The sequence below is a fragment of the Thermodesulfobacteriota bacterium genome, assembly GCA_030583865.1.
In the GTDB taxonomy this organism is placed as follows: Bacteria; Desulfobacterota; GWC2-55-46; order GWC2-55-46; family GWC2-55-46; genus UBA5799.
On record CP129479.1, the window covers coordinates 1,587,433 to 1,607,160 of the forward strand.

The 19,728-nt window shown below is 59.4% G+C and carries 19 protein-coding genes; 11 read left to right on the forward strand and 8 right to left on the reverse strand.

Annotated elements, in window-relative coordinates; genetic code table 11:
- Position 1 precedes the first annotated feature (1 nt).
- From holA to leuS, 3 genes are read right to left on the reverse strand one after another with little or no spacing between them, the layout of a single operon-like run.
- Complete coding sequence (gene holA / locus QY316_07480) at positions 2–979, reverse strand: DNA polymerase III subunit delta (GenBank protein ID WKZ31761.1); 978 nt, start codon at positions 977–979, stop codon at positions 2–4.
- Positions 980–1,480, reverse strand: coding sequence for an LPS assembly lipoprotein LptE (gene lptE / locus QY316_07485; protein WKZ31762.1), 501 nt, complete (start codon positions 1,478–1,480; stop codon positions 980–982). It abuts the gene before it with no gap.
- Positions 1,477–4,071, reverse strand: coding sequence for a leucine--tRNA ligase (gene leuS / locus QY316_07490; GenBank protein ID WKZ31763.1), 2,595 nt, complete (start codon positions 4,069–4,071; stop codon positions 1,477–1,479). Before leuS ends, lptE begins: the two co-directional genes overlap by 4 nt.
- A gap of 184 nt (positions 4,072–4,255) precedes the next feature.
- Between leuS and QY316_07495 the strand changes: the two genes are divergently transcribed.
- The 3 genes from QY316_07495 to QY316_07505 all read left to right on the forward strand — a co-directional run bounded on the left by QY316_07495 (position 4,256) and on the right by QY316_07505 (position 5,866).
- Complete coding sequence (locus tag QY316_07495; protein ID WKZ31764.1) at positions 4,256–4,792, forward strand: TlpA disulfide reductase family protein; 537 nt, start codon at positions 4,256–4,258, stop codon at positions 4,790–4,792.
- A 9-nt stretch (positions 4,793–4,801) separates the two neighbouring features.
- Positions 4,802–5,314, forward strand: a complete 513-nt coding sequence (locus tag QY316_07500) for a nitroreductase family protein (protein ID WKZ31765.1) — start codon at positions 4,802–4,804, stop codon at positions 5,312–5,314.
- Between the two features lie 183 nt (positions 5,315–5,497).
- Entirely contained in the window at positions 5,498–5,866 is a 369-nt protein-coding gene (locus QY316_07505) for a hypothetical protein (GenBank protein WKZ31766.1), read from the forward strand.
- Positions 5,867–6,167: 301 nt separating this feature from the next.
- Here QY316_07505 and QY316_07510 read toward each other — a convergent pair whose 3' ends face one another.
- The 3 genes from QY316_07510 to QY316_07520 all read right to left on the reverse strand — a co-directional run bounded on the left by QY316_07510 (position 6,168) and on the right by QY316_07520 (position 9,071).
- Positions 6,168–6,560 carry a DUF302 domain-containing protein gene (locus tag QY316_07510; GenBank protein ID WKZ31767.1) on the reverse strand — a complete coding sequence of 131 codons (393 nt, stop codon included), beginning with the start codon at positions 6,558–6,560 and terminating at the stop codon, positions 6,168–6,170.
- Between the two features lie 101 nt (positions 6,561–6,661).
- A complete protein-coding gene (locus QY316_07515; protein WKZ31768.1) occupies positions 6,662–7,282 on the reverse strand; it encodes a DUF1571 domain-containing protein in 621 nt (206 codons plus the stop codon).
- A 175-nt stretch (positions 7,283–7,457) separates the two neighbouring features.
- Positions 7,458–9,071: a Na/Pi cotransporter family protein gene (locus tag QY316_07520; GenBank protein ID WKZ31769.1), complete on the reverse strand. Its 1,614-nt coding sequence runs from the start codon at positions 9,069–9,071 to the stop codon at positions 7,458–7,460.
- A 252-nt stretch (positions 9,072–9,323) separates the two neighbouring features.
- Between QY316_07520 and eno the strand changes: the two genes are divergently transcribed.
- The gene (eno, locus tag QY316_07525; GenBank protein WKZ34098.1) at positions 9,324–10,607 is read left to right on the forward strand and encodes a phosphopyruvate hydratase; all 1,284 of its coding nucleotides are present in this window, start codon (positions 9,324–9,326) and stop codon (positions 10,605–10,607) included.
- 268 nt (positions 10,608–10,875) lie between these two features.
- Entirely contained in the window at positions 10,876–12,204 is a 1,329-nt protein-coding gene (locus tag QY316_07530; GenBank protein WKZ31770.1) for a hemolysin family protein, read from the forward strand.
- Positions 12,205–12,376: 172 nt separating this feature from the next.
- On the opposite strand, the gene polX is transcribed toward QY316_07530, so the two are convergent.
- Entirely contained in the window at positions 12,377–14,119 is a 1,743-nt protein-coding gene (gene polX / locus QY316_07535) for a DNA polymerase/3'-5' exonuclease PolX (protein ID WKZ31771.1), read from the reverse strand.
- 181 nt (positions 14,120–14,300) lie between these two features.
- Between polX and murI the strand changes: the two genes are divergently transcribed.
- The 6 genes from murI to QY316_07565 all read left to right on the forward strand — a co-directional run bounded on the left by murI (position 14,301) and on the right by QY316_07565 (position 18,960).
- On the forward strand, positions 14,301–15,125 hold the full coding sequence (murI, locus tag QY316_07540) for a glutamate racemase (protein WKZ31772.1): 825 nt from the start codon (positions 14,301–14,303) through the stop codon (positions 15,123–15,125).
- On the forward strand, positions 15,109–15,645 hold the full coding sequence (locus tag QY316_07545) for a GerMN domain-containing protein (protein WKZ31773.1): 537 nt from the start codon (positions 15,109–15,111) through the stop codon (positions 15,643–15,645). The genes murI and QY316_07545 overlap by 17 nt, the downstream gene beginning before the upstream one ends.
- 5 nt (positions 15,646–15,650) lie before the next feature.
- Entirely contained in the window at positions 15,651–17,084 is a 1,434-nt protein-coding gene (locus QY316_07550; protein ID WKZ31774.1) for an aspartate ammonia-lyase, read from the forward strand.
- On the forward strand, positions 17,081–17,398 hold the full coding sequence (sugE, locus tag QY316_07555; protein WKZ31775.1) for a quaternary ammonium compound efflux SMR transporter SugE: 318 nt from the start codon (positions 17,081–17,083) through the stop codon (positions 17,396–17,398). Before QY316_07550 ends, sugE begins: the two co-directional genes overlap by 4 nt.
- A gap of 25 nt (positions 17,399–17,423) precedes the next feature.
- A complete protein-coding gene (locus QY316_07560; protein ID WKZ31776.1) occupies positions 17,424–18,452 on the forward strand; it encodes a nitroreductase family protein in 1,029 nt (342 codons plus the stop codon).
- A gap of 112 nt (positions 18,453–18,564) precedes the next feature.
- Complete coding sequence (locus QY316_07565) at positions 18,565–18,960, forward strand: spore germination protein GerW family protein (protein ID WKZ31777.1); 396 nt, start codon at positions 18,565–18,567, stop codon at positions 18,958–18,960.
- A 62-nt stretch (positions 18,961–19,022) separates the two neighbouring features.
- Here QY316_07565 and QY316_07570 read toward each other — a convergent pair whose 3' ends face one another.
- Entirely contained in the window at positions 19,023–19,631 is a 609-nt protein-coding gene (locus QY316_07570) for a nicotinamidase (protein ID WKZ31778.1), read from the reverse strand.
- Positions 19,632–19,728: the final 97 nt, after the last annotated feature.

Here is a 19,728-nt window from a genome sequence, read left to right on the forward strand (position 1 = left end):
CCTATCGCGCGACGATACCCGGCGCCTTCCCGCAAAGCTCCATTATGAGCCTCGGGAGCACCGTGGCAGACGGGGCCCTGCCGGACTTAAGGTCGGTATCCGCGGCAAGGAGCTTGAGGATCGCCGCCTTCAGCTCCGGCTCGCCAAAGAGCCTGCTCCTCTTCACATAGTCCTCGGCATGCCTGGGGAAAAGCCCGGCAACCGAGGCTATCCTCGCCGCCGGCGTGCCCTTACGCAAGAGCGCCTTTACCCTGAGGAGCGTCCTCATCTGCCGCGCCACCGCGCCGAGCACCTTTATCGGCTCCTCGTCCGAGAGCCTCCGGTAGGCCTTCATGGCCTCCTTAAGGTCCTTCCTGCCGATCGCGTCGGAAAGGCCGAAAACAGACTCCTCCCCGCACTCAAGGCCCGACTCCTCTATGTCCTTTTCGTCTATGGCTGGCTTGTCGCCTATGAAAAGTATTATCTTGTCGAGCTCGCCTTTTACGTCACGGAGGCTGTTCCCTGCGATCTCAAGGAGCCTCCTGGCTGCCTCGCCGCTTGTTGACTTTCCCTGCCTCGATGATTCGTCCCGTATCCATTTCAGGAGCTCGGCATCGCGGAGGCGGTTGCAAGCCTTTAGATACCCTTTCTCCTCGAGCGCCTTTACGAGTTCCGAGCCCTTCTCAAGCTTTGCGGCGTTCGACATGAAAACGAGGCAGGTCGAGGGCGAGGGGTTTGCCACGTAAGAGGCGAGCCTCTTTTCCTCGGCCGCCTTGATGGCTTCGGCCCCCTTCACGACGACAAGCCTCCACTCGGCAAAGGCCGGAAGGGTCGAGGCCGTCGAGACAAGCTCTCCGGCATCCAGCCCCTTGCCTTCGAAGGCATGGAAGTTCATGGAGGCGAATGGGCCTGAAAGTGCCTCTTTTCGTATCTTGGCGAGGCTTTCCTCGACAAGGTAGCCGTCGGTGCCGTAGATGTAGTAGACTGGCTTTAAAGGCACTCAGAACCTCACCAGCATGCGTTCTTTTATCAGCCTTGCCGTGTCCCTGGCCAATTTCACCAGGGCCGCTTCCTCCCTGTCCCTGGTCTCCGACGGGCTGGCCGTGTTTACGGTAAAGTCCTCGAAGTCCGCGACCCCGCTCGCCTGCCAGACGACCTCCCCGGTGGCCCTCCTCTGGATGCGGAGGTCCATTACGACGGTAAGCCTGTATTCCTGCACCACGTCGCTCCTTGAGAATGACACAGGCGCGATGTTGTACGAGGTTATGGCCCCTTCCATTATGAACGGGGCGTCTTCGGCGATGCTCACGGTGGTAAGGAACTCGTTTACGAACGCGGTGGTCACGCTCGATTCGATATCCGGCTTCAGGGTGACATTGGTGAAGACCGGGATCGAGAGGCTCTCGACGCCGCCGGGCATATCACCGGCCTTGCCGGTCAGGTGGTAGCCGCAGCCGGAAAGGACGAGAAGGGAGAGGAGAAACGCGAAAAGGGGCCTCATGCGACCACCATGTTCACTATCTTGTCCTTCACGTAGACGAACTTCCTCACTGCCTTCCCTGAAGTAAGCTCAGCTATCTTCTCGTCCCGCATCACAAGCGACCGGACCTCTTCCTCAGCCGCGCCCGCTGGTATCATGACCCTTCCCCTCACCTTTCCGTTCACCTGCACGGGTATATCGACCGCCTCCTCCTTGACGGCCTCTTCGCTCCACACAGGCCACCTGGTCCTGTAGACGGGCTCCGTGTTGCCGAGCCTTTCCCATAGCTCCTCGGAGATATGCGGGGCGAAAGGCGCGAGGAGGAGTATAACGGCCTCTACGGCCTCCCTGAAGGCCCTGGCCTCGACCGAATCCGCCCCCTTGCCGTTGAGCGCTGCCTGGAACTGATAGAGCGCGTTCACGAGCTCCATTATCGCGCTTATGGCCGTATTGAAATGGAACCTCTCCTCTATGTCCTGGGTGACCTTCCTTATCGTCCTGTGAGTTGCCGCGTGGAGCTCCCTTGCCGCCCCTTCGGCCCTGGAGCCGGGCTGCATGGGCCGGGCCTCTTTCAAGAGCACCATGTTTTCGGCAACGAGCCTCCAAACCCTGTTAAGAAACCTGTACGAGCCCTCGACCCCTTCCTCGTTCCAGTCGAGGTCCTTCTCCGGAGGGGCCGCAAAGAGCGAAAAGAGCCTCGTTGTATCCGCCCCGTACCTCCCTATTATGCCGTCGGGGTCTATGACGTTCTTCTTGGATTTCGACATCTTCTCGACGGCCCCGGTTATGACGGGCTTCGAACAGAACTTGCACACGCCTCCCGCCGCCTCCTCGGGGTAGAGGTATCCGTGTTCCGGGCACCTCGTTATCTCCTTGCAGACCATCCCTTGCGTAAGGAGGTTCTTGAATGGCTCGTCAAAGCCGTGGAGCCCGAGGTCGCGTAGCGCCTTTGTGAAAAAGCGGGCGTAAAGGAGGTGCATCACCGCGTGCTCTATGCCGCCTATGTACTGGTCCACGGGCATCCAGTATCGGGCGTCCTCTTTCCTGAAAGGGACCCTGGTTTCCCTTGGCGACACGTACCGGAGGAAGTACCATGACGAATCGACGAAGGTGTCCATCGTGTCGGTCTCGCGGCGCGCTGTTCCGGCGCAGGAAGGGCATTTGGCGTTGACGAACGACTCAGATGAAGCAAGCGGCGAGAGGCCCTTCCCCGTAAGCGAGACGTCCTCCGGGAGTACCACCGGGAGCTCTTCATACGGGACCGGGACAGCGCCGCATTTTTCACAGTAGATAATCGGGATGGGGCATCCCCAGTACCTCTGCCTCGAAATGCCCCAGTCGCGAAGCCTGTAGGTTACCGCCTTTTTCCCCGCCTCTTTCTCCTCGAGGAGGCGCGTTATCGCCTCCTTCGCGTCTTCGCTCTTCATCCCGTCGACCTGGCCGGAGTTTACCATTACCCCCGGCTCCACATAGGCCGCATCCATCGCCGCCGGGTCGAGCGCGGATTCGGGCGGGTTTATGACGACCTTCACCGGCAGGCCGTACTTCTTCGCGAACTCGAAGTCCCTCTGGTCGTGGGCCGGGACGGCCATGACAGCGCCTGTGCCGTACTCCATCAACACGAAATTTGCGGCGTATACGGGGACCCTCTCGCCCGTGAGCGGGTTTATGCAGTGCGCGCCGGTAAAGACCCCTTCCTTTTCGACCTCGTCAGGGTTCAGGGCCATGCGTTTTGCTTCATTACGTGCCCTTGCGGAGAACCTCTCCACCTCTTCCCGCCTCTCAGGGGCGGTAATCTTAGAAAGGAGCGGGTGGCCTGCCGCGAGAGACATGAATGTCACGCCAAAGAGGGTATCCGGCCTCGTCGTGAATATCCTTATCGTCTCGTCCGAGCCCTCGACCCTGAAATCAGCCTCTGCCCCGACGGATTTGCCTATCCAGTTCCTCTGCATGACGAGCACGCGCTCGGGCCAGCCCGGGAGCTTATACGTATGCTCAAGGAGTTCCTCGGCGTACGCGGTTATCCTGAAGAACCACTGCTCGAGCTCCCTCGTCTCGACGAGCGTGCCGCACCGCCAGCACCTGCCGTCCTCGACCTGCTCGTTCGCGAGCACTGTCGCGCACTCCGGGCACCAGTTGACGGACGAGCGCCTCTTGTAGGCGAGCCCCTTCTCAAAGAGCTTGAGGAAAAGCCACTGGTTCCACCTGTAATACTCGGGGGAACATGTCGCGACCTCCCTGTCCCAGTCGTAAGAGAGGCCCATGCGCTTCAATTGAGCGCGCATGTTGGCGATGTTCTCGTATGTCCACTTAGCGGGGTGTATGCCGTGCTGGATGGCCGCGTTCTCTGCAGGGAGGCCGAAGGAGTCCCAGCCCATCGGGTGAAGGACGCTCCTGCCTTTCATCATGAGGAACCTGGCGACCACGTCCCCGATGGAGTAGTTCCTGACATGGCCCATGTGTATCTTCCCTGAAGGATACGGGAACATCTCGAGGACATAGTATTTATCGCCTTCGGCTCCGGCCTTCCTGAAGGCCCCGCCCTTATCCCATTCGGCCTGCCACCTGGCCTCGACCGACTTGTGGTCATACCTCTCGGACTTCTCTGCCATCTGCCCTCTCTTAAGGTAAAAAACAGGTTTTAAAAAGGTTTTTTTAACATGGAATTATAGCATTTTTCAACGGGAAAGGGTTGAAGGGAATGCGCTTGTTCTTCTATTTTTCACGGGAGAGCTGCCCTATGCCCTTCCTTTCTCCCGGCCTCTTCTGGTATTATTACATTCCCGGAGGTGTTATTTGAAAAAAATCCTGTTGCTTATCCTTCTGGCCTTTTTCGCTACGGCCTGCGGCGAAGGGCCCGGCAAAGTGGACGGGAGCCCTTACGAGCCGAGGCTCGCTCAAGGAAGCCCTGCAATTGACTTCCTGCACAAAGACATGGACGGGGCCCCGTTCAGGCTTTCGGAGGAAAAGGGCAAGGTGGTAATCCTCTATTTCTGGAGGATGAAATGCGAGGGATGCAAGGAGGAGCTCAAGTCCCTTGACGGCCTCCAGGGGAAATACCGGGAACGCGGGCTCGTTGTCGCCGCGATCGGGGCGGACTCCATGCACAGCGCGCCGCTTTTCAAGGTGCGCGGATTCCTCGACAAGGAAGGGTTCGGCTTCACGAATATAAGGGACGAGGACGGCTTCGTGGCTGAGGCGTACAGGGTCATGCGGGCCCCGGAGGCGTATATCATCGGGAAGGACGGCAGAATCGCCCTCGTGGTCAAGGGCCTCTCCGACTGGACCGGCCCGGAGACGGCTGCCCTCCTCGAAAAACTCCTTTCAGAGTAGAGGTGTCGTATGCTGAATGCCATAAGGAAACGGCGCTCGGTGAGGGCGTATCTCAGGCGCGAGGTCGAGGAGAGGAAATTAAAGGAGGTCCTGAAGGCCGCCATGTGCGCGCCCACCTCCTGGGGGACGAGGGCATGGGAGTTCGTGGTAGTGAGCGACCCTGAGGCGAAAAAGGCGCTCTCCGCCTCCACCGCACACGCCCGCTTCGTGAGGAACGCGCCTGTCGTGGTCGTAATCTGTTATAATATCAAAACGGGAAGGCGCTTCAGGGAGGACTCCTCCATAGCGGCGGAACACATACACCTTGAGGCCGTGAACCAGGGGCTGGCCTCCTGCTTCGTGCAGGTCGCCGACGCTGGCGAGCCCCCGGGTAGCGCCGAGCCTTTCGTTAAAAAACTCCTGGGCATACCCGAAGAATTCAGGGTACAGTGCATGATGCCTCTGGGATACGCCGTAAAAGAACTCGGAGAGCACACCGAAGACGAGTTCGACCCCGGGAAAATCCACTACGAGAGGTTCTGAGCATCTCATCAAGGGCGGGCTTATCGGGCTTGGCCGCATGGGCGAGGCCTCGCCGTATCGCTTAATCGCCACTATTCGGCTGGCGTCGCAAAGTAGCTCTTTGACGCGGCCAGTATCAAAGGAGGCCGGGGAAGAAGACTTCTCGGCCGTTTGCATCGCGTAAAAAATTTTTAAGGGTGTCAAATGTCGGAAGCCGCGAAAGATACCATAAGGACAGAGGATTACAGGGAGGAGTTGGATGCCATCCTTGAGAATTACGGCTTCGGGCCTGCAAACCTCGAGTTTACGGACGTATTCCCCGAGGAGCCGCTCCGGGCCTCCAAATGCCAGAAGATAGCCGGGAAGATATACTTCAAGAGGCTTATTGGCAGCGCCGAGAAGGAAGCCGCGCTTGCGGAGCTCCGGCTCTTCCCCGGAGATGTGGATGAGCTCAAGGACGACTGGCTCTTCGTGAAACACACGCTTCTAAGGCACATCTACTCCATACAGCACCGCTGGCAGCCTGACCATGAATGCGCGAAGTGGGCCTTTTACCACCTTAAGCGCGTTTAAAGCCGAAGGCCGTTGAACGAAAGGCAACTCCGCACTACAGCAGCCGTCATTGCGATGGACTTTAGTCCGAAGCGATCTTACTTCTTGCTGAAATAAGATCGCCAGCGCTGAAGCGCTCCGCCTTGGAAAGCGAGCTGAAAGCCCGACCGAAAGTCAAATCACTCGACTTTGAGGCTAATACCCATCACCGACCCTCTCCGCAAGGAAGGAAGAAACTACTCAAATCTCCCATCCCCGTGGTTTAATCAGGCGGGAGGGGACACTGGCGAGGGTGACAACAGATTGGGTTTCCAGCAGCCTGCTATCCTATCTCGCCTATTATCCTTGCGAGCTTCTCTCGCATCTCCCTAGCGATTATCGCGAGCGCCGGGTTCTCTATCATGGACATGACAACGACCGGGTCGATTGCAGCCACCGTGGCCCCGCCCTCGTCGTTCTCGTATATTACGATGTGAAACGGCAGGAGGAGCCCCGCCTCGGTCTCGACCGTCACGGCCTTGTGCACGAGCTGCGCGTGGCAGACGGAGAGGACCCTGTACTTCCTGAATTCCTTCCCGAGCCTCTGCCTGAAGAGGCCCGCCATGTCGAGGTCGTCCATGACGCCGAAGCAGTCCATCTCAAGGGCCGCGCGCACGCTCTCGACCGCCTGGTCGAAGCCGGAACCGACCTTTTTTGATATGGAATACTTTCCCATGGCCTCTCTTTAAACTGATTCACACGGTCTCTTGCGGGTCCATTCGCGGCCAGCCGCCTTCGGACCGCCTGCTCTATGCCAGCCACCTGTCCGATGAGAGGTCAATCCAGCGAGAAGAAATCCGGCGGGAATTCCGGGTCGACTACGAGGCCCTCCATCCTGACGCGCTCGACGAGCCTGCCGCCCGAGTCATAGGCCTCGACCTTGACCGGGAGGCTGGTCTCATTGTCGAGCCAGAGCCTGTACAGATTCACCCCGTCCACCTCGCGGCCGCCCCGGCCCCTGACTTCGACGAGCAGGGCGCTTTTTCCGTCCGCTTCCTCTTCCCGGAGGATGTCGAGGCCCCCGTCCTCCCTCAGCTCGCTTACGTTCTCGAGGAGCGCCCCGATGGAAGACTCGTCCACCGTGTGCCCGCGCGAGCTCCTTATGAGCCTGTCTTCAGGCCCGAGGCGCATCTTGAACGACCTGAGGAACCTGAACGGGCGGAGGACGACTTCCCTTTCAACCGGGTCGTAGACGAGGACCGCCCCCCTGTGCGGCTCCTCGAATTCCATCCTGATATAGCCGGGTTTTTTGTAGTAATACCTGATGACTTCGGTCCTCTCGGACTCGGCCCTGAGAGTGACGCTGTAGGCCTCAAGACGCCTGAAGCTCTCAAGGGCGGCATCGACCGGGTCTCCGGCCGAGAGAGCTATGGAAACGGCAAGCAGTCCAAAAAGCATAGGCGCCCTCGCTTTGGAGGCGCAAAAGGAGCGCAGTCAGGCACGGGGCCGGCGGCCCTAAAAATCAGAGATTTTCCCGCTTTTCCCTGAAGGCCGGGACAAAATCAATTTTAGAGGCTGCCCCATTCCGTTCTCTTTGGATTATAGCCGTAACCGCGCGGATTGCAAGGCTGGCTCAGCCCTTCTCGCGCTCGAGTATCGGGTAGGCGACGTTTGTAATGTAGGAATTTATGCGCTTGAGGTTCGTAAGGACGTCCAGGTGTATGGCGCTCGTGTCTATGGACTCCTTGAACCCCTTGTGGAGCCTGTTTATGTGGTTCTGCCTGAACTCCCTTTCGAGCTCGGAGAGCCTCTGCTTGTGCGTGACAAGCCTTCTTGCGAGCTCGAGGTCGCTGCCGGCGAAGGCGGCGACCCCCATCTCGAAGTCCTCGACCACCCTCCTGTGGAGCTCCTTTATCTCCCTCATGCCCTCGGCCGAAAAGGACAGGCCGCCCTTTATCTTCTTCCGCGCAAGCTCCATGAGGTTCTTGTCTATCACGTCGCCGATGTTCTCGATGTTGTCGGAGAAGAGCATTATTTCTATCTCCCTCTTTGCCTGCTCATCGGTCAGGCTCTCCCTTGAAAGCTTCGTCAGGAAAAGCTTCACCTCCCTGTCCAGGAGGTCGACGTCGTCGTCTTTTTCCTGTATCTCCTCAAGGAGGTCCTGGTCGTCGTACTCGAAGACCCTAATGGATTTCTCGAGCATCTCCTGGACCATGTCCGCGGACCTGAGAGACTCCCTGGACGCCTGCACGAGCGCGAGCGTCGGTGAGGAAAGGACAATGGGGTCCAGGTACTTGGCCCCGAACTTCGTCGGGCCCTTGGACTCCGGCATGAGCCTGGTAACGAGCCGGGTGAACGGGCCTGTAAATGGCAGAAAGAGGGCCGCAATCCCTATATTGAAAAAGGTGTGCGCGTTCGCCACCTGCCTGGCCGGGTCGTCAGCCGAGGCCCCGACGAGCATGGCGAAAAAATCGAGGAAAGGGAGGACTATGACGACGCCGAGCGCCTTGAAGAGCGTGTGCGCGAGCGCGACCCTTTTTGCCTCCACACCCGCCCCTATGGAGGAGATTACGGCTGTGAAGGTGGTGCCAATGTTCGCGCCGAGGACTATCGGCACCGCGGCCTCGAGCGAAAGAAGCCCCGAGAGCGCGGCAGTGAGCGCTATTCCGAGGGTGGCGGCGCTGCTCTGGAAAAGGGCCGTAAGGAGCGCGGAGACGATTATCCCGGCAAAGGGGTCCCTGCTCAAGCCCACCAGGAATTCCCTGAAGAGCGGGTTTGCCGACACCGGCTCGAAGGTCTCGATGAGTATCTTGAGGGCGAAAAACACGAGGCCGAAACCCAGCACCGCCTGGCCGATGTCTTTCCACCTCCCCCTGCCGAGCGAGGTCATTACTACGCCGAGCCCGATTACGCCTATGGCGTAGTCGTACACCTTGAACGCTATCACCTGGACGGTAATGGTCGTCCCTATGTCTGCGCCGAGGATAACGCCCATCGTCTGGCCGAGGGTCATGAGCCCCGAGCCCACGAAACCCACGAGCATGACCGTCGTCGCGCTCGAGCTCTGGAGGAGGGCCGTTATGGCCGCGCCCACGCCCACGCCCTTCAAGCGGTTATCGGTGGCCGTAAGTAGAAAGCCCCTTAGCTTGGCCCCGGCGGTCCTCTGCAGCCCGTCTCCGGCAAGCCTCATCCCGAAGAGGAGCAGAGCTATGCCGCCGAAGAGGCTGAGTATCAATATGGTAGTCACGGTTTTAAATGAACCCTTTGAAAAAATGGCAGGTTTTTTATTAAGGCAAAGCTACTCAATCTTATCGCCGTATGGCTGTGCGCGCAAGGGTTTTCACGGGTTCTGCGAAGGCATGGTACCTGATTTGCCTTGCAATTTTTCAAACTAAAAGTATAATTACGGCACGCTTGGATAGGGCTCCCGGGCCGTATCCACGCCTTTGCTTGAAAAATTTGCGCGGAGCGAAGCGCAAAATATTGCTCTGGAGGTATGATGACCAACATAATCGACGTTATCGCGAGGGAGATACTCGACTCGAGGGGGAACCCGACCGTGGAGGTCGAGGTGACACTTGACGGCGGATACAAGGGCAGGGCCGCGGTCCCGTCCGGCGCCTCGACCGGCAAGTTCGAGGCAGTGGAGCTCAGGGACAACGACAAGAAGAGATACCTCGGTAAGGGCGTACTCAAGGCCGTAAGGAACGTAAACGATAAGATAGCGAAAGAGATACGCGGCCTGGACGCCTCTGACCAGCCCTTGATAGACAGGACCCTCCTGGCCCTTGACGGTACCGACAACAAAAAGAGGCTCGGCGCGAACGCCATACTCGGCGTCTCAATGGCTGTCGCGAAGGCTTCGGCTGCCGCCTCCATGCTCCCCCTTTACAGGTACATAGGCGGGGCAAACGCCAGGGTGCTCCCGGTGCCCATGATGAACATCATAAACGGAGGGGCGCACGCGGACAACAGCCTCGACATACAGGAGTTCATGGTCGTCCCGGCGGGCTTTACCTCCTTCAGGGAAGCGCTTCGGGCCGGGGTTGAGGTATTCCACAGCCTTAAATCCATACTCAAGAAAAAGGGGCTTTCAACGGCAGTCGGCGACGAGGGCGGCTTCGCGCCCGCGCTCTCGAGCAACAGGGAGGCGCTGGAGGTCATCATCCAGGCCATAGAGAAGGCCGGCTACAAGGCCGGGCAGGACATAATGCTGGCCCTGGATTGCGCGTCAAGCGAGATGTACAAGGGCGCGGCCTACATGCTCGAAGGCCAGGAGCTTTCGGCTGACGAGATGGTAGACTACCTCGAAGGGCTTGTGAAGGACTTCCCGATAATCTCCATAGAGGACGGCGTCTCGGAGGATGATTGGAAGGGCTGGGCGCTACTTACGAAGAAACTCAATGAGCGGGTCCAGCTCGTGGGCGACGACCTCTTCGTGACTAACGTCGCGAGGCTCAGGCGCGGAATAGACGAAGGCATAGCGAACTCCATCCTCGTCAAGGTGAACCAGATAGGCACCCTCACCGAGACCCTCGAGGCAGTGCAGATGGCGGTAAGGGCCGGGTACACGGCGGTCATATCCCACAGGAGCGGGGAGACCGAGGACTCGACCATCGCCGATATAAGCGTCGCCACGAACGCCGGGCAGATAAAGACCGGCTCGGCCTCGCGCACCGACAGGACCGCCAAGTACAACCAGCTGCTCCGCATAGAGGAAGAGCTCGGGACCGAGGCCGTCTTCCCCGGCATGGACGCCTTCAAGGTAAAGAGGGCGCACTGAATCACGCAGCAGGCGGGACCCGGGCCGAAGAGATCCGTTCCGCCTTTATTCCGGTTTGCCCCCGCGTTATGTTATAATCTCTTCAGCGGCCCGGATAACCCATCGTTATCTCTGCCGTTTTCAGCCAAACCTTGGACCGGTCCAATCCTGCCAAGGCCCTAGTAGCGAAAAAGAGTCCTGCGGGTTCCCAGGATAACCCGGCTTATCGGCAGAAACGCTTCCATGATTGCCGGCGGCTCCTTTCGTCAACACCCAACCAGGAGGTTTTGTGTCGTTCGAAGTAGTCATCTTTGAAGTAATACTGATACTGGTACTTATATTTTTCAACGGGTTCTTCGCGAGCGCCGAGATAGCCATAATATCGGCCAAACGGAGCATAATAGACAAGCTCGCCAAGGACGGGAACCTTTCGGCGGAGCTCGTAAGCAATATGAAGGAGGACCCTGACAGGTTCCTCGCCACCGTCCAGGTAGGCGTCACAGTAGTCGGCACATGCGCCTCGGTCATAGGCGGCGTCATCGCCTCGGAGCACATCAAGCCTCTTTTCCACGCCATCCCGTTAATCCCCGTGCAGCTCGCCGACATACTCGCGCTCGGCTCCGTAGTGGCCATGATATCCTATACGAGCCTTATAATCGGCGAGCTCGTGCCCAAGCACCTCGCCCTGAGGCACGCCGAGAAGATAGCCTGTTTTTCGGCAAGGCCGCTTAACACCGTATCGAAGATCACCGACATCTTCGTGAGGTTTCTCACCGCATCGACGAGCGCCGTCCTGAGGATATTGGGGATAAAGGAGACGGGCCAGAAGGTGTTTGTCTCTGAAGAGGAAATAAAATACTTCATCAAGGAAGGCCGGGCCACCGGGGTATTCGAGGAGACCGAGGCCCAGCTCCTCCACGGCATATTCGAGTTCGCGGACAAGACCGTGAGGGAGGTCATGGTCCCCAAGCACAAGATAAGCGGCATAGAGATAAACACCCCTCCCGGCGAGGCCCTGAAGTTCATATCCGAATCCGGGTTCTCGCGTTACCCCGTCTACCGCGACAGCATAGACAGGGTCGTGGGGGTGCTCTTCAACAAGGACGTCTTCAGCTCCCTTGAGAAGGGAAGGACGCTGGACTTGAAGTCCATCATAAGGACGCCCTATTTCGTCCCCAACTCCATAATGATCAGCAAGCTCCTCAGGGAGCTCCAGAGGCGCAAGCTCCATATGGCGATAGTCGTCGACGAGCACGGCGACATAGACGGGATAGTGACTATCGAGGACATCCTGGAGGAGATAGTCGGGGAGATAGAGGACGAGTATGACGTCGGCGCGGGCGGGCCGGTAGAGAAGCTCAAGGACGGCACGATGATAATAGACGCCTCCGCCTCGATAGGCGACCTCGCCAACCTCGGTTTCGAGATCGAGGAGGAAGAGGAAGAGGAATACAACACACTCGCCGGGTTCATGCTGGCCAAGCTTCAAAGGGTGCCGAGGGGCGGGGAGTTCGTCATCTACAAGGACAAGCGGCTTACGGTCGTGGACGTCGAGCAGAACCGCATAATCAAGGTGAAGGTCGAGCCGCTCGAGGCCGGGAGAAGGAAGGAAGCATAGAAGCCCGCTTCAAAGGCTTAAACCGTGCTTGCGAAGGGCGCGAGCCGAGCGGCAGTCTCAATAACGCCATGTGAGCGAGCTGAGACTGCTTCGGGCCAGGAGCCCTTCGCAATGACGGGGTTCCGCGCGGGCAGTTTCAAGCCGCAGCGCGCCTGCCGCATCTTTTGTCCGCTCACCCCGCTATTTTCAAAACCTTCATAAGCTCCTTAAGGGGCTTCGCGTTCAAGACGTCTTTTTTCTCAAGCCATCCCCTTCTGGCCGTGTGTATGCCGTAGGCGATGTTCTCCAGATGGTGTATGGAGTGCGAGTCGGTCGAGACGGCTACCATAACGCCCTTCTGCCTCGCTAACAGGCAGTGCACGTCGTTAAGGTCGAGCCTGTCCGGGTAGGCGTTAAGCTCCAGGGCGACCCCATGCCTTTTCGCCTCGTCCATGACCTTCTCGAGGTCTATCTGGTACGGCTCCCTCTCGCCTATGAGCCTTCCGGTCGGGTGTCCTATGATGTTCACAAGACCCGTCCGGACCGCCTTTATGACACGGGCCGTCATCTCCTTCATCTCCATGCGGAAACCCGAATGGACAGAGGCCACGACGCAGTCGAGTTTTCTGAGGGCCCTTTCCGGGTGGTCGAGCGAGCCGTCGGCCTTTATGTCGACCTCGGTAGCCTTCAAGGCCCTGAACCTCTTCCGCTGCCTCTTCATCCTGTCGTTGAACTCGTCCACTGCCCTTATCTGGGCGTTGAGGCGCGCCTCGTCGAGCCCCCTTGCTATGCCTACCGCCTTCGAGTGGTCGGTAACGGCCATGTACTCGTAGCCCATCTTCATCGCGGCCTCGGCCATCTGGTCGAGCGTGTACGTGCCGTCGCTCTCCTTCGTATGGACGTGCAGGTCGCCTTTTATGTCGGCCCTCTCGACAAGCCTCGGGAGGCTCCCCTCCTCCGCCGCCTCTATCTCGCCCCTGTTCTCGCGGAGCTCCGGCGGTATCCAGGGAAGCCCCACGGCCCCGTAAACGTCCTCCTCGCTCTCGCCGGCTATCCATACCTCGCCTTTTTCCCTGAAGACCCCGTACTCGCTTATCTTGAGGCCCATCCTCCTGGCCCTCTCCCTCAAGGCCACGTTGTGCGCCTTTGAGCCCGTAAAATACTGGAGCGCGGAGCCGAAAGAACGCTCGTCGAGCGCCCTTATGTCAACCTGGAGCCCTGAGGCGAGCACCACCGTGGATTTGGTCTCCCCCTTGGATACCACCTCGGCTATGTCCGGGTGCCTGACAAAGTGGTCCATCACGGCGCGCGCGTCCGAGCAGGTGACGAGGATGTCGAGGTCGCCGACGGTCTCCTTCCACCTCCGGTAGCTCCCGGAAGGGGCTATCTTAGTGACGCCCGGGACCTCTCTTATGTATTTCGTGAAAGACCGTTCGTAGGGCACTACCGCGGATAGCTTGAACTGCCGGGACCTGGTCTTCATCTCCCTTATGCCCCGGAGTATCTTCTGCTCGGTTGCCTCGCCGAAACCGCGTATCCCCCGTATGAGCCCGGCCTCTGCCGCCCGCTCGAGCCCGGCGAGGTCGCTTATGCCGAGCTCCTTATGGAGGGCCGCTGCCTTTTTCGGCCCGAGACCCGAAACCTTTATCATCTCGAGCATGCCGTGAGGCATCTCTCCGAGCAGCTCGCGGTGGTATGAGCAGCTGCCGGTAGTCAGGAGCTCGATTATCTTATTCCGCGTGCTCTCCCCTATGCCCGGAATCCCCTTAAGGCCGTCCTCTCCACCCCCGGCGTAAAGGGTCTTCAGGCTCTCGGGAAGCCCCTCAACCACCATCGCCGCGTTCCTGTACGAGCGTATCCTGAAGGTATCGCCCCCCTTTATCTCAAGTAGGTCGGCTATCTCGAAGAAGACTTTGGCGATCTCCGCGTTCTCCAACTCTATCCCGCCTCCTTTCAAACTGCAGCGGCTTATTATATAATATATTACAATGTTCCGCGCGGCCAGGCCAGCAGGACGGAATCCGGCCTCGCCAAATTTGGAATTGACACAGGGGGCCGCATTACCTAAACTTAGCAGGACGCAGGGGTTCAACAATGGAAACCGGAGCCGTATCCAGATGAAGCGCAACCCGATAGGCGTATTCGACTCAGGAATAGGGGGGCTTACGGTCCTTCGCGAGATAACCTCGCTCCTTCCCAACGAGAGCACCATCTATTTCGGCGATACCGCCAGGGTGCCTTACGGCAGCAAGTCGCGCGAGACCATTGAAAGGTACTCCTTCGAGATCGCGGCCTTTCTTGCGAAACACGACATAAAGATGCTGGTGGCCGCATGCAATACGGCCTCGGCCTTCGCGGTGCCGGGCCTTGCAAGGGAGCTCCCCATCCCGGTCCTGGGCGTCATCCTGCCCGGAGCGCGCGCGGCGGCGGCGGCGACACGGACCGGCAGGGTCGGGGTCATCGGCACCGAGGGCACCATAAAAAGCGGCGCGTACGTCTCTGCCATAAAGGCCGAGAACCCGGCGGTGTCGGCCTTCGTAGAGGCCTGCCCCCTCTTCGTTCCGCTCGTGGAAGAAGGCTGGGCCGAGGACGAAATAACCGTGAAGGTTGCGGAGCGTTATCTTGCCGGGCTGAAGGAGGCTTCCATCGACACCCTGGTCCTCGGCTGCACGCATTACCCGCTCCTTAAAAAGACCATCGCCTCAGTCATGGGCGATGGGGTCACGCTCATAGACTCGGCCGCCTCGACAGCCGCCGAGGTCAAGAGGACGCTCGCGGAAAGAGGGTTGCTGAACGACTGCGCGGGCGCGGCGTCACACAGGTTCTTCGTGACCGACTCGCCAGAGAGGTTCATGGTCGTCGGCAAAAGGTTCTTCGGCGACAAGCTCTCCGAGGCCGTACTTGCAGTCCTTACCGAGGCCCAGGATGCCCAGAAGACATAAAGGCGATAAGAACACCATTCTTGTAATTGCCGCTGCCGCTGTAACAGTAGTTATAGGCGTTTTGATCCTCGTCTGGCTTTCAGGAAGACCGGCCAAGGAGACGCGGGAGATAGACGTATTCTTCAGCGACGAGGAAGGGCTTTACCTGAAGGCCGAGAAGAGGAGCATCGGCAAGGGCCCTCTCGTCACAGAGGCCAGGGCTGCGCTCAACGAACTCATGGAGGGGCCTGAGAGCGCGTCATTCGCCACGCCGCTCCCGAGCGGAACGAGGCTCATCGGCCTCGGAATCGAGGGCAAGACCGCAACCGTCGACCTCAGCAGAGAAGTCATCGAGAACCACCCCGGCGGCTCGTCATTCGAGATACAGACCGTCTATTCGGTCGTCAATACGCTCGCACTGAACTTTCCCGAAATTGAAGACGTGCAGATCCTCGTGGAAGGCAAAAAGACCGACACCATCGCCGGCCATATCGACGTGACCCTGCCGCTCGGGCCGGACCCTAAGATAATCAGGAACTGACCCGGATGCGAAGAGAACGGACTTTCAGGCTGGAGAGGGACTCCCTCGGAGAAAGGGAAGTGCCCTTGGGCGCCTACTACGGCATCCAGACGCTACGCGCCTCTGAGAACTTCCGGATAAGCGGCTTAAGGGCCCCACGCGTCTTCGTCAGGGCTACCGGGGCCGTTAAGCTCGCCGCCTGCAGGGCGAACTCCTCCCTAGGCCTCCTCGAAAAAAGGATTGCCGGGGCCATATCAAAGGCCGCGGAAGAGGTAATCGAGGGCAGGCTCGACAGCGAGTTCATAGTGGACGTCTTTCAGGCAGGGGCCGGGACCTCCCATAACATGAACGCAAACGAGGTCATCGCGAACAGGGCCATAGAAATCCTCGGCGGGAAAAAAGGCGGCTACGGCCTCGTCCACCCCAACGACCATGTTAACATGGGCCAGTCCACGAACGACACCATGCCCACTGCCCTCCGGATAGCGGCCCTTTGGGAATCCAGCAGGCTCATCGACGCCCTCGGCTGCCTTGAGGCCGCGCTAAGGGCAAAATCCAGGGAGTTCAGGAACGTGATCAAGTCCGGCAGGACGCACCTGCAGGACGCGGTGCCAGTTACTCTCGGCCAGGAGTTCGGCTCCTGGGCAGCCGCCGTGAAAAGCTCCAGGAACAGGATAGAGCAGGCGCGGAAAGGGCTTAAGCGGATTGGGCTTGGCGGGACCGCCGTGGGGACAGGCATGAACACGCACCCCGGATACAGGGACAGGGCGCTACGCGAGCTCTCGAAAGCGGGCGGGATAAAGGGGCTCAGGAAGGCGGAGGACCCTTTCGAGGCGCTAAATAGCTTTACCGACTTCTCTTCCCTTTCCGGCGCGCTCAGGGACGCTGCCCTCGACCTCATACGGATAGCGAACGACCTCCGCCTCCTCTCTTCCGGGCCCATGACCGGACTGGCGGAGATAAAGCTTCCGCCGGTCCAGCCCGGGTCGTCGATAATGCCCGGCAAGGTCAATCCAGTGATGGCCGAGATGATGGACATGGCCGGCTTCCAGGTTATCGGCGCGGACGCCGCCATAGCCGCCGCCACGCAGGCGGGCCAGCTTGAGCTAAATGTCATGCTCCCCGTCATAGGACACAACCTCCTGCACTCCATGGACATTCTCTCAAACGCGGCCCTCGCCTTTTCCGAGAGGTGCGTCAAGGGCATAAAGGCCGACACCGGGCGCTGCAGGCGGTATTTCGAGGCCTCCGGGGGGCTGGCGACAGCGCTCAATACCCTCATAGGATACGAGGGGGCAGCCGAGGTGGTAAAGGAATCCATGAAGACTGGAAAGACCATAAAAGAGACGGCTCTGGGAAAAGGCATACTCACCGGGCCGGAATGGGACCGCCTTCTCGACCCGAAACGGATAACCCGCCCGGCTGTGGCGCCTGTTAAAAAAAGGAGGACCGGAAGGTGACGTCCTGGTTTTTCCTTCTACTTGCCGGGTTCTTCGAGGTAGTCTGGGCGGTGGAGCTCAAGCTCTCGCAGGGCTTCACCAGGCCCGTCCCGACAATAGCGACCATCGCCGCCATTGCCCTCAGCATGGGCTGCATGGCCCTTGCATTGAAGACCATACCGATGGGCACGGCCTATGCCGTATGGACCGGCATAGGCGCTGTCGGGACTGTTATAATCGGCATGACGCTCTTCGGCGAGCCGAGGGAGGCGCTGAGGCTCGCCTGCATCGGCCTGATAGTCATAGGCATAGCCGGGCTCAAGCTCACCTCGTAAAACGGCATAACGCCAAGGAATACAAATGAGCGGAACGGACGACGTAATCGACGCCTGGGAAATATCCGAGGGGGATTTCCCTTCAGACGGGACTACGGGGGAGAAGCTTTCCTTTCTCGTGAACTACGCCGTTCTCGCGCCATCGAGCCACAATACCCAGCCCTGGCTCTTCAGCGTCTGGGATGCCGGGGTGGACCTCATCGCAGACAGGACGCGCGCCCTGCCCATAGCCGACCCTGACGACAGGTCCCTGACCATAAGCTGCGGTGCGGCCCTTTTCAACCTCTTCATCGCAGCCAGGCATTTCGGACTTGACGTCTCGACTACGCTCTTTCCGGAGGAGGGCGCGCCTGACCTCCTCGCAAGGGTATCGCTCCGGGGCAGGAAAACGCCGGCGGCCGAGGAGGGAAGGCTCTTCAACGCTATAAAGGCGAGAAGGACAAACAGGATGCCCTTCGACAAGAAGGCCGTCCGCAAGGACCTGATAGAGAGGCTCAGGAAGGCGGCAAGGTCCGAGGGGGCCTGGCTCCATGCAGCCGAAAGCATGGACGAGAAGGAAAGGATCGCCGCGCTCATAGCCGAGGGGGACAGGATACAGGCCGCGAACAGGCAGTTCAGGCGGGAGCTTGCCGCCTGGATACACCCGAACCGGAGCCGGAGCAGGGACGGCATGCCGGGGTACGCCTTCGGCATGGGCGACCTCGCCTCAAGCGCCGGGCCTTTCCTCATCCGCACCTTCGACTGGGGCAAGGGCCGCGCCGCGAAGGACAAGCAGCTCGCCTCGGGCTCGCCTCTCCTTGCCGTCCTCGGCACAAAGGGAGACTCTCCGAGAGACTGGCTCGCCGCCGGCATGGCGCTTTCGAGGGTGCTCCTCCTTGCCAGGTCCGAGGGCGTCTGGGGCTCGTACCTGAACCAGCCCATAGAGGTTGCGGAATTGAGGCCAAGGCTCGGCGAGATTGTCGGAGACGGAATTCCGCAGCTCCTCATGAGAATGGGCTACGGCCCAGGAGTGCTCCCCACCCCGAGGCGCCCCGCAAACGAAGTGATACTTTGATATTCAAGGCCGCCGGCCTGCAATACCTCCCTTCCATCTCTTTCCGGCTCTTTTCTGGCATACTCTAATCATGAGGGCCATGCGTACACCTTGAATCCTAAGGGGGGATAAAATGGGTCTATTAAGGCTTGAGCGGACGAAAAACATTTTGAGGGAGATATCCGGGACGCTCAAATCGAGCGCCACCGTGCGGGCGGCTTACGGAAAGCCGGTGAGGACTCCGGACCGGACTATAATACCGGTTGCGAAGGTCACTTACGGCTTCGGAGGCGGTGGCGAAGCTGAAAAAGGGGTCGAGAAAGGAAACAGGAAGGCCGAACGGGAAGAGGGCGGCGGAGGCGGGATGATGGTAAGGCCCGTGGGGGTCATCGAGGTCACGGACAAAAAAACCCGCTACATACCTATCGGCTTGAAAACAAGGCTCCTCTTTTTCCTTGCCGCCGGCTTCCTTTCGGGCTGGGCCTTCTCGCAGAGGCACCACGCGCACCAGGCGCACGCGGAGCGGTAGCCTCTTTCCAGGCTCGCGCATCGGGCCCAGGCCCGATGCGCTTTTTTTTTGCGGCTTTCGTCCTACTTTTCGGGAATATCTATCCTGTCTATCTCGGTAGAACCTGCGCCCTTTTCCTTTATCTCCTTGAGCGCGCGCTCTGAATCGCCCGGCTCAAGGTCCACTCCCTTGATCGCGTCCAGAAGGACCGTGACCTTGAACTTCATCCCGAGCGCGTCAAGCGCGGTCTGCCTTACGCAATAGTCCGTCGCAAGGCCCCCGACGTAGATCTCTGTCACCCCGTCGTCCTCAAGTATCTCCACAAGGCGCCTCCCCTTCTCGTCATGGCCGTCAAAGGCAGAATAATTGTCGGCATTAGGCGTATCGCCCTTTGAGAGGACAAGGGCGCCATCAGGAACTTCCAGGCCGGGGTGGAACTCCGCGCCCTTTGTGCCCATCACGCAGTGGGGCGGCCATGTGCCGCCGAATTCCCTGAAGTGGATGGTTACGGGCGGGTGCCAGTCCCGTGTTATGTAAACAGGGAGCCCTGCTGACCTGAAGAGCCTTATGTACCTGTTTACGACGGGGACTATCCTGTCGCCCTCGGGCACGGCAAGGGCGCCAGAGGGACAGAAATCGTTCTGCACATCGGCTATGACAAGCGCTTTTTTCCCGCGACGCTTTTCACGCATAAAGAGAGAGTAACAGGTTAGCTGGCGCTGTCAAGGAGGCGAAGCTCTTGACTTTACGGGCTTTTTTGCCGCATAGGGGTTGCAAAAGACCAGTTTT